Origin of the sequence: Pseudomonas sp. PICF6 (assembly GCF_009831705.1) — a bacterium.
GTDB lineage: Bacteria > Pseudomonadota > Gammaproteobacteria > Pseudomonadales > Pseudomonadaceae > Aquipseudomonas > Aquipseudomonas rhizophila.
Window position 1 is genome coordinate 1 of the sequence record NZ_WUUD01000030.1, and the last position, 9,482, is coordinate 9,482.

At 61.8% G+C, this 9,482-nt stretch carries 8 protein-coding genes; 5 read left to right on the forward strand and 3 right to left on the reverse strand.

Annotated features, from left to right (window positions below; genetic code table 11):
- Nucleotides 1-2 precede the first annotated feature (2 nt).
- On the reverse strand, nucleotides 3-1,652 hold the full coding sequence (locus GSM73_RS19770) for an acyl-CoA dehydrogenase family protein (RefSeq protein WP_139049090.1): 1,650 nt from the start codon (nucleotides 1,650-1,652) through the stop codon (nucleotides 3-5).
- A gap of 74 nt (nucleotides 1,653-1,726) precedes the next feature.
- Nucleotides 1,727-4,111, reverse strand: coding sequence for a hybrid sensor histidine kinase/response regulator (locus GSM73_RS19775; protein ID WP_160893613.1), 2,385 nt, complete (start codon nucleotides 4,109-4,111; stop codon nucleotides 1,727-1,729).
- Between the two features lie 313 nt (nucleotides 4,112-4,424).
- Here GSM73_RS19775 and GSM73_RS19780 point away from each other — a divergent pair, with 313 nt between their 5' ends.
- The 4 genes from GSM73_RS19780 to GSM73_RS19795 all read left to right on the forward strand — a co-directional run bounded on the left by GSM73_RS19780 (nucleotide 4,425) and on the right by GSM73_RS19795 (nucleotide 7,946).
- Complete coding sequence (locus GSM73_RS19780; protein ID WP_076383510.1) at nucleotides 4,425-5,222, forward strand: hydroxymethylpyrimidine/phosphomethylpyrimidine kinase; 798 nt, start codon at nucleotides 4,425-4,427, stop codon at nucleotides 5,220-5,222.
- Nucleotides 5,223-5,238: 16 nt separating this feature from the next.
- A complete protein-coding gene (thiE, locus tag GSM73_RS19785) occupies nucleotides 5,239-5,865 on the forward strand; it encodes a thiamine phosphate synthase (protein WP_047229512.1) in 627 nt (208 codons plus the stop codon).
- Nucleotides 5,866-5,889: 24 nt separating this feature from the next.
- Entirely contained in the window at nucleotides 5,890-7,173 is a 1,284-nt protein-coding gene (gene hemL, locus GSM73_RS19790) for a glutamate-1-semialdehyde 2,1-aminomutase (protein ID WP_160893615.1), read from the forward strand.
- Nucleotides 7,174-7,391: 218 nt separating this feature from the next.
- Complete coding sequence (locus tag GSM73_RS19795; protein ID WP_047229510.1) at nucleotides 7,392-7,946, forward strand: tetratricopeptide repeat protein; 555 nt, start codon at nucleotides 7,392-7,394, stop codon at nucleotides 7,944-7,946.
- 140 nt (nucleotides 7,947-8,086) lie between these two features.
- On the opposite strand, the gene GSM73_RS19800 is transcribed toward GSM73_RS19795, so the two are convergent.
- Nucleotides 8,087-8,416 carry a DUF1820 family protein gene (locus GSM73_RS19800; RefSeq protein ID WP_016773045.1) on the reverse strand — a complete coding sequence of 110 codons (330 nt, stop codon included), beginning with the start codon at nucleotides 8,414-8,416 and terminating at the stop codon, nucleotides 8,087-8,089.
- Between the two features lie 133 nt (nucleotides 8,417-8,549).
- Between GSM73_RS19800 and miaB the strand changes: the two genes are divergently transcribed.
- Nucleotides 8,550-9,482, forward strand: a 933-nt coding sequence (gene miaB / locus GSM73_RS19805) for a tRNA (N6-isopentenyl adenosine(37)-C2)-methylthiotransferase MiaB (RefSeq protein ID WP_256676996.1), incomplete at its 3' end; no start/stop codon positions are given.

A 9,482-nucleotide genomic window follows, 5' to 3' on the forward strand; every position in this document is an offset into this window, starting at 1 on the left:
GTTTAGAAACCTTGGGGCGTGGAGCGTGTCACGATGGCCTCGACATTCAGGCCTCGGGGCAAGGCGCCGTATGCCCGGCCAGCCGAACCCAGGCGGCTGGCGATGAAGGCGTCGCTGACGTCGCTGTTGCCCGCTTCCAGCAGCAGCTTGGCTTGCAGGCCGATGGCGATCTCTTCAGTCAATTGCCGGGCGCGGTACTGGATGTCAGCGGTATCCTTGAACGCCGCCTGCAACCGATCGATGTGGGCAGCCAGGCGTTTGTCGCCGTGGCCGTCACCCAGCTCGGTGAACAGCACTTCAAGCACGCCCGGTTCCTTGGACAGCGCCCTCAACACATCCAGGCACTGCACATTGCCGGAGCCTTCCCAGGTCGAGTTCACCGGTGCTTCACGATAGAGGCGCGGCAGGATGCTGTCTTCGACATAACCCGCGCCGCCCATGCATTCGGCGGCTTCGTTGATCATCGCGGGGGCGCGTTTGCAGATCCAGTATTTGCCCACCGCAGTCACCAGCCGCGCGAACTTGGCCTCGTGTTCGTCACTCAAGTGGTCCAGCGCCCGCCCCATGCGCAGGCTCAGGGCCAGGGCGGCTTCGCTTTCCAGCGCCAGGTCGGCCAGCACGTTTTGCATCAGTGGCTGTTCGCTCAACAACTTGCCACCGACCTTGCGATGCGCGCAGTGATGGCTGGCCTGGGTCAGGGCCTGGCGCATCAGAGCACTGGAACCGACCATGCAATCGAAGCGGGTCATGGCGACCATCTCGATGATGGTCGGCACGCCTCGCCCTTCCTCACCGACCATCCAGGCCAGTGCACCACGGAATTCAACTTCGCTGGAGGCGTTGGAACAGTTGCCCAGCTTATTCTTCAGCCGCTGGATATAGAACTGATTACGGGTGTCGTCCGGGCGATGGCGCGGCAGCAGGAAACAGCTCAGGCCCTTGTCGGTCTGGGCCAGGGTCAGAAAGGCATCGCACATCGGCGCCGAGCAGAACCACTTGTGGCCCACCAGCTCATAGGCCTGGCCCGGACCGCTGGCGCCCACCGGATAAGCCTTGGTGGTGTTGGCCCGCACGTCGGTGCCGCCCTGCTTTTCAGTCATCGCCATGCCAAGTGTCACCCCGGCCTTGTGGGCCATGCCGACGTTTCGCGGGTCGTACTCGGTGGCGAGCGCTTTGGGCACCCAGAGCTCGGCCAGGTCCGGTTGCAAACGCAACGCCGGGACGCTGGCGAAGGTCATGGTCAGCGGACAACCGGTGCCGGCTTCAGCCTGGCTGTGCAGATAAGTCATCGAGGCTCGGGCGACGTGGGCGCCGGGTTGCGGCTGGGCCCATGGCAGGCTGGGCAAGCCATGCTCGACGGCCGTGCGCATCAACTGGTGGTAAGCGGGATGGAATTCCACCAGATCGATGCGATGGCCGTAGCGGTCGTGGCTGGAAAACACCGGCTTGTTCTGGTTCGCCAGAAACCCCGCTTCCATCAGCGGCCCGCCGGCCAGTGCGCCATACGCATCGATCCGCCCTTGCGCCCAACCCGCACCAAAACGCTGCGACCACTGTTGCAGCGGCAGGTCGATGCGATAGAGGTTGGCGCCATCCAGGGACGGTGGCTGATTGGTGACCTCGTGGGTCTCGGCGAACTGGTGCAGGTTCATGACAGGGCTCCTTGGTCGGCCAGCAGAGGTTCAGTTAAGCACCGCCCCAAGGTCGAACAAAGTGTCATACCCGCCTAAATATCGGCGCTTTCACCCTGTTTTGGACAAAGTACCCGCCGTTGCAGAATCGTGCGCAACACCTCGAATTTCACCGGTTTGCTCAGGTAATCGGTCAATGCGCCCGACGTGCAGCGCTCGTGATTCGGATTGGGACTGACCACAAACACCGGCAGGTCCTCGCAGCCGGCAAGCGTACGGATCTGACAGCAGACCGACACCCCGTCCAGCGGTGGCGACTGGCAATCGAGCAGCACGGCATCAACACTCTCGCCCTGCAGCATATCCAGTGCCGCGCGGCCGCTGTCGGCGGTACGCACCCGGTAACCGAGCTTGAGCAACATGCCGCGCATCACCAGCAGATCAATGCTGTTGTCGTCAGCCAGCAACACCGTGCAATCCTGGGGCAACCGCGCGCTTTCTCGCGGGCTGAACGAAAATGGCGTGGGCGCCTCCACGGGCACGGCCATTTCCACCTCGACATCCAACTGGAATCGGCTGCCGCGACCGGGTTCGGAGGTGTGGGTCAAGCGTCCGCCCAGCAACTCCACCAGCTGCCGACAGATCGCCAGCCCCACGCCGAGACCGCCGTATTCCCGGGTCATGGAACCGTCCAGCTGGAAGAAGCGCTGGTACAAGCTCGCCTCCCCGAGGTCCGTGAAACCAATACCGGTGTCGATCACGGCAAAGGACAGCACCAGCCGATCGAGCCCCGACGGCCTGCCACTGATCCGCAGCGCTAGGCCCCCTGTGCGGGTGAACTTGACGGCGTTGTCCAGCAGGCATTCCAGGCATTGGGCCAGCTTGCCACTGTCACCGATCAGCCGGTCCGTCAGGCCGGGTGCCACGTCGACCTTGAAATCCAGGCTCTTGACCGCCGCATTGGCACCGAACTGCACCTGCAAGGCGTCGACCATCGCGCGCAGACTGAACGGCGCCGGGTAGGCCTTGAGCTTGCCGGCCTGCAACTCGGTAAGGGTGAGGATGCCGTTGACCATGCGCATCATGTCCCGCGCAGAACCTGCGGCGGTCTGTTGATACTGGGTCAGCTCCTCATTCATTTCGACGGTGTCCATCAACTCCAGCGAACCGATCACGCCATTCATCGGCGTGCGCAGCTCATGGGTCAAGGTGGCGAGGAATTCATCCTTGAGTTTGTTGCCATGGGCCAATTGCTGGTTGAGCACTTCAAGTTTCTGCCCGGCGTCGAACAGCGTCTGGGCCTGCTGCTCGCGCATGGCATTGATACGGTCGGCCAGGGCCAGGGACAACAGCGCTACTTCGATGGCCGAGCCAATCTGGCTGGCGTACATGGTCAGGAATACGTTCGGCAGATAACCGAGCACCATCATCGTGTTGACCACGCCCCCCAGCAGAAACGCCGACCAGGCAATGATGAAATAACGCGCCACCCGCAGGCCACGCCACCAGGCGAACAGCCCAGCGGCGAAAATCACCACGGTAAATACCAGCGCCAATGCCGTCGCCAGGCGCAAGGCCAAGGCGTAACTGGTCATCAGCGACAGGCCCACCACTACCGCGCTGTAGACGATCAGCGCCAGCAGCAGCCGGTCAAGCCAACGACTGTGTTGAGCGGTTTGCAGGAAGCTGCGCGCAAACTGGCTGCCGAATAGCCCCGCACAGCCGATGAAAAAGGGGGTTGCGGCATTGGCCCACCAGGGGTTGTCCGGCCAGAAATACTCCACGGCCGCTCCATTGACCGACAACTGATACAAGCCGAACGAGGCGATATAAACGATGTAATAAAGGTAACTGGTGTCCCGCACGCTCAGGTAAATGAACAGGTTGTAGACCAGCATCCCCAGCAGTACGCCATAGATGGTGCCCAACACGTACAAGCGCACAGGTTGTTGCTCAAGATAGGCCGTGCTCGACCACAACGTCAGCGGCGCCTGGATCGAACCCTGGCTTTGCAGGCGCAGGTACACGGCCTGGCGTTGTTCAGGTTTGAAGTCCAGGCTGAACAGGTAGTTGTTCTGGCGAATTTCACGGCTGGCGAACGGCAAGGCATCGCCGGTCTGGCGAACCAGGCGATACGCCCCGGCGCTGTCAGGCAGATACAAGTCCAGATGGTCCAGCGGCGGATAGGCCAGCTCCAACAACCAGGTGCGTTGGGCGTCCGGATTGCCGGGACGGTAGTGCAGGTCTATTTTCAGCCAGAATGCCGAGCGCGAATAACCAGCGTTCAGCGTGGCTTTGTCATGGGGCTTGAAGTGACCCGCCGCGGCCTCTGCCAGGACATCGTCGATGGTGGCCGTACCGTGGGTGTCTTCAAACACCTGCAGGGCATGGCCCAAGGGCAGGCTTTGGGTGAATTCATCGAATTCGAGGGCGCTTGCCAAAGCGGGCAAGCACAGCAGCAACATCAGCAAATAGCGCATTTAAGCCCCAGCGTGGCCTGTCCGGTTGAATCAGGAAGCCCCCCATTCCCTGAGTAGACGTAAAACCGGCATTACCTGTTATTGGTTGGATCCATTTCTAGCATAGCCGCTGATGGCCAATTTGCACCATTGAAATTTTTCCTACAGATGGCTCTAGAACGGGCGTTCCAGCGCCAAGCATTGAGATAGAGCTGTTGCTTTGGTCAGGTCGGCAACGGGTGGGTCAAAAGCAATCATCAGAGCAAGCAGTTCCGCATAAAACCCTCAGAGTCCGACCACCGACAAAACAGGTTTGGTGGTAAGCTCGCGCACCATGAATATCTACAGCTCTCGCCCCGTTGTCCTCTGTCTCTCCGGCCACGATCCCAGTGGTGGCGCCGGTTTGCAGGCAGATATCGAAGCCCTGCTCGCCCAGGGTTGTCATGCCGCCCCGGCCGTTACCGCGTTGACCGTGCAGGACACGGTTAACGTGAGCGATTTCCGCGTGCTCGATCGGGAGTGGGTGCTGGCGCAAGCCAATGCCGTGCTCAACGATTCGCAGGTAGCGGCGGTCAAGCTGGGGATGCTCGGCTCACTGGAAATGGTCGACACGGTAGTCGAACTGCTGCAGGCGCACCCGCATTTGCCCATGGTCTGCGACCCAGTGCTGCGAGCCGGTGGCGGCGGACGATTGGGCAAGGATGAAGTCGGCTACGCCATGCGCGAACGCCTGTTACCCCTGGCAATCATCGCCACCCCCAATCTGCCGGAAGCACGCATCCTCGCTGAACTGCCAGAGGGCAGCGCCGATGAATGCGCCGAAAAACTGCTGCCCTTCGTCAAGCACCTGTTGATCACCGGTGGTCACGGCGACGAACATGAAGTCCACAATCGCCTGTACAGCCGCGATGGTCGCCGCGAAACCTTCACCTGCCAGCGCTTGCCCGGCAGCTACCATGGTTCCGGCTGCACCCTGGCCAGCGCCCTGGCTGGACGACTGGCCCAGGGCGAACACCTCGCCAGCGCGGTCAAGACAGCACTGGATTACACCTGGCGCACCCTGCGCGATGCCGAACAGCTGGGCAAAGGCCAGTTCGTCCCGCGTCGCCTGCCGCTGGATTTCTGCTCGTAGCCCCGGAGGCTGTGGAATGAAACTACGTGGCCTTTACGCCATCACCGATAGCCAACTGCTGGCCGGCAAATTCCTCGCGTATGTGCAAGCGGCACTGGAAGGTGGCGTCACCCTGCTGCAATACCGTGATAAAAGCAGCGACGAAGCCCGCCGTCTGCGCGAAGCCGAAGCGCTGCGCAATCTGTGCGAGCGCTACAAGACCCGATTGATCATCAACGACGACGCCGAACTGGCCGCGCGCCTGGGCGTCGGCGTTCACCTGGGCCAGACCGATGGCCCTCTGGCGCCAGTACGGGCGCTGCTGGGGCGCGACGCAATCATCGGCTCCACCTGTCATTCCAGCCTGGAACTGGCCGAACAGGCCGCCAGCGAGGGCGCGAGCTATGTCGCGTTCGGACGCTTCTTCAACTCCAACACCAAGCCCGGCGCACCCAGTGCAAACCTTGAACTGCTCGACCAGGCCCGGATCAAACTGCATATACCGGTGTGCGCCATCGGCGGCATCACCCTGGACAACGCCGCCCCGCTGGTGGCTCACGGTGTCGACCTGCTGGCCGTGGTCCATGGTCTGTTCGGCGCCGACAGCCCCCAGGAAGTGACGCGCCGCGCCCGTGCCTTCAACGATCTGTTGCAGATCAAATAATTTTTCGATTTCGAGAGCCCAACCATGTCCCGTTCCGAAACCCTGTTTGCCAATGCCCAAAAGCACATCCCCGGCGGCGTGAACTCCCCCGTTCGTGCGTTCAAGAGCGTTGGCGGCACCCCGCTGTTCTTCAAACACGCCGAAGGCGCGTACGTGACGGACGAAGATGACAAGCGCTATGTGGACTACGTCGGTTCGTGGGGCCCTATGATTCTGGGCCACAGCCATCCGGACGTGCTGGAAGCGGTGCGCAACCAGTTGCAGCACGGCCTGTCCTACGGTGCCCCGACCGCTATGGAAACCGAGATGGCCGACCTGGTCTGCTCGATCGTGCCGTCGATGGAAATGGTGCGCATGGTCAGCTCCGGCACCGAGGCAACCATGAGTGCGATTCGCCTGGCACGGGGCTTCACCGGTCGCGACAGCATCATCAAGTTCGAAGGCTGCTACCACGGCCACTCCGACAGCCTGCTGGTCAAGGCCGGTTCCGGCGCGCTGACCCAAGGTGTACCAAGTTCGGCCGGCGTGCCCGCAGCGTTTGCCAAGCACACCCTGACCCTGCCGTTCAACGACCTCGAAGAAGTCGAGAAGATGCTCAGCGAAGTCGGCCAGGAAGTGGCCTGCATCATCGTCGAGCCTGTGGCTGGCAACATGAACTGCGTACCGCCGGCGCCGGGTTTCCTCGAAGGCCTGCGCAGCCTGTGCGACCAGCACGGCGTGGTGCTGATTTTCGACGAAGTGATGACCGGTTTCCGCGTAGCCCTCGGCGGCGCCCAGGCCCACTACGGCGTGACACCGGACCTGAGCACCTTCGGCAAGATCATCGGCGGCGGCATGCCGGTCGGTTGCTTCGGCGGCAAGCGTGCCATCATGGAATGCATCGCGCCGCTGGGTCCGGTCTACCAGGCCGGTACGCTGTCAGGCAATCCGCTGGCCATGGCCGCCGGCCTGACCACCCTGCGTCTGATCAGCCGCCCGGGCTTTCACGCCGAGCTGACCGACTACACCACCCGTCTGCTCGACGGTTTGCAGATTCGTGCCGACGCAGCGGGCATTCCGTTCGTGACCACCCAGGCCGGTGGCATGTTCGGCCTGTACTTCAGTGGCGCCGATGACATCGTGACCTTCGAAGATGTGATGGCCAGCGACGCTGACCGCTTCAAGCGTTTCTTCCACCTGATGCTCGACGGTGGCGTGTACCTGGCACCGAGCGCGTTCGAAGCCGGCTTTACCTCCATCGCCCATGGCGAGGCCGAGTTGAAGATCACCCTCGACGCCGCCGAGCGGGCCTTCGCCGCGTTGAAGTAAGCCTGTGGATAACTGACGCCGGCTGACGCTGGCGTCAGTGATTGACGACAACCTCTTACCCCTTTTCCTACGTATTACCCCCCGAAGCTGCCGTTAGCGCTCCCTCGCAGCAGAAAAACGAGTAAAGACTTTGTAAGGATGGCCCTGCTTATTTCATAATGCGCGCTTATTGGATCCCCCGGAGGGTCCGCGTGCCCCTCAGAGGTAAGTCGATTCCCATGAACCGCACCGGCCGCACCCTTGCCCTGGGCTGCCTGTTGCTCCTTCAGCCGCTGCTGGCGAACGCACAAGCAGGCGGCAACTCGTTGTTGATCCCGGCGATGGGCCGTTGCACGCTCAACACCCAGCCACAAGATCTCGCACCGGCACTCGACGCCTGTCAAAAAGCGGCGGACGCGGGCGATGCACAAGCGCAATACGAGTTGGGCGAGTTCTACTACGACGGCAAGGCTGCGCCGCGCGACCTCAAACTGGCCCTCAGCTACTTCGAAAAAGCCTCACTGCAAGGCCATGCCCAGGCGCAATACAAGCTGGGCGGCATGTTCTTCCATGGCGAAGGCGTGCCGGCCAACAACGTGCAGGCCTACATTGTCTTGAAGATGGCAGCGGTCAATGGCGCCGAAGAAGCCCTGGACACCGCCGACGAAGTCGCCGAACAGATGCCCCGCGACGAACTGGAAGTCGCGACCCAGGTGCTGGGGCAGATCTTCCGCAAATACCTGATGGAATTGCAAAACGCCGACGGGCGCACGCCCTTCTCGCCACTGCCCTGAATCCACCACGGCCTTGAGAGCCTAATCGCGAGCAGGCTCGCTCCCACAGTTAATCCCGGGTGTTCACAAATAATGTGCACACAGAAGATCCAGTGTGGGAGCGAGCCCGCTCGCGATTGGGGGCAACTCAGTCTTGGCGCTTACTTCTCAGGCATCGGCATCGGAAACGGCATGACATTGCCGACCGCGCCGCGGGCTTCGCTGATTTTCGGGGTGCCCAGGCGCTCGACCTCGTCGATACGCACGATCGAATGCATCGGCACGAAGCTGCGCACCACGCCTTCGAACTGCGCCTTGAGCTTTTCTTCGCTCGGATCGACGACCATTTGCGTGCGCTCGCCAAAGACGAATTCTTCGACTTCCAGGAAGCCCCACAGATCACTTTGATAGATCTGCTTGGCGTACATTTCGAACACCTGGCCCTGGTTGAGGAAAATCACCTTGTAGATTGGAGCTTCACGTTTGGTCATGGCAGGCGAAACACATCGGCGGGTAAAAATGAGGGCGCGAACTATAGCATAGCCACTGCTCGCGCAGCGGTAGGAACCGGGTGACTTGTTCCCTATAATGCGCGGTTCTTTGAATCACGTGATGACTCCGTCCATGGCCAAGAAGCTTTACATCGAAACCCACGGTTGCCAGATGAACGAGTACGACAGCTCGCGCATGGTCGATCTGCTGGGTGAACACCAGGCCCTGGAAGTCACCGCCCGTGCCGAAGACGCCGACGTGATCCTGCTCAACACCTGTTCGATTCGCGAGCGCGCCCAGGACCGGGTGTACTCCCAGCTCGGTCGCTGGCGTGAACTGAAACTGGCCAACCCGGAAATGGTCATCGCCGTGGGCGGTTGCGTGGCCAGCCAGGAAGGCGCTGCCATTCGTGACCGCGCGCCCTACGTAGACGTGGTCTTCGGCCCGCAGACCCTGCACCGCCTGCCGGAGATGATTGACGCCGCGCGCATCACCAAACTGCCGCAAGTCGACGTTTCGTTTCCGGAAATCGAAAAATTCGACCACCTGCCCGAACCCCGTATCGACGGCCCGAGCGCATACGTGTCAGTGATGGAAGGTTGCAGCAAGTACTGCACGTTCTGCGTGGTGCCCTATACCCGTGGCGAAGAAGTCAGCCGGCCGTTCGACGACGTCATCGCCGAAATCATCCACCTGGCGGAACACGGCGTGCGGGAAGTGACGCTGCTGGGGCAGAACGTCAACGGTTATCGCGGCCTGACCCACGACGGGCGCCTGGCGGACCTCGCCGAGCTGATCCGCGTGGTGGCGGCCGTGGAGGGCATCGACCGTATCCGCTACACCACGTCGCACCCACTGGAGTTCTCCGACAGCCTGATCCAGGCCCATGCCGAAGTGCCTGAGCTGGTCAAGCATCTGCACCTGCCGGTGCAATCGGGCTCCGACCGGATCCTGGCGGCCATGAAGCGCAACCACACGGCGCTGGAGTACAAATCCAAGCTGCGCAAACTGCGGGCGGCGGTGCCGGGAATCTGCATCAGTTCGGACTTTATCGTGGGTTTCCCC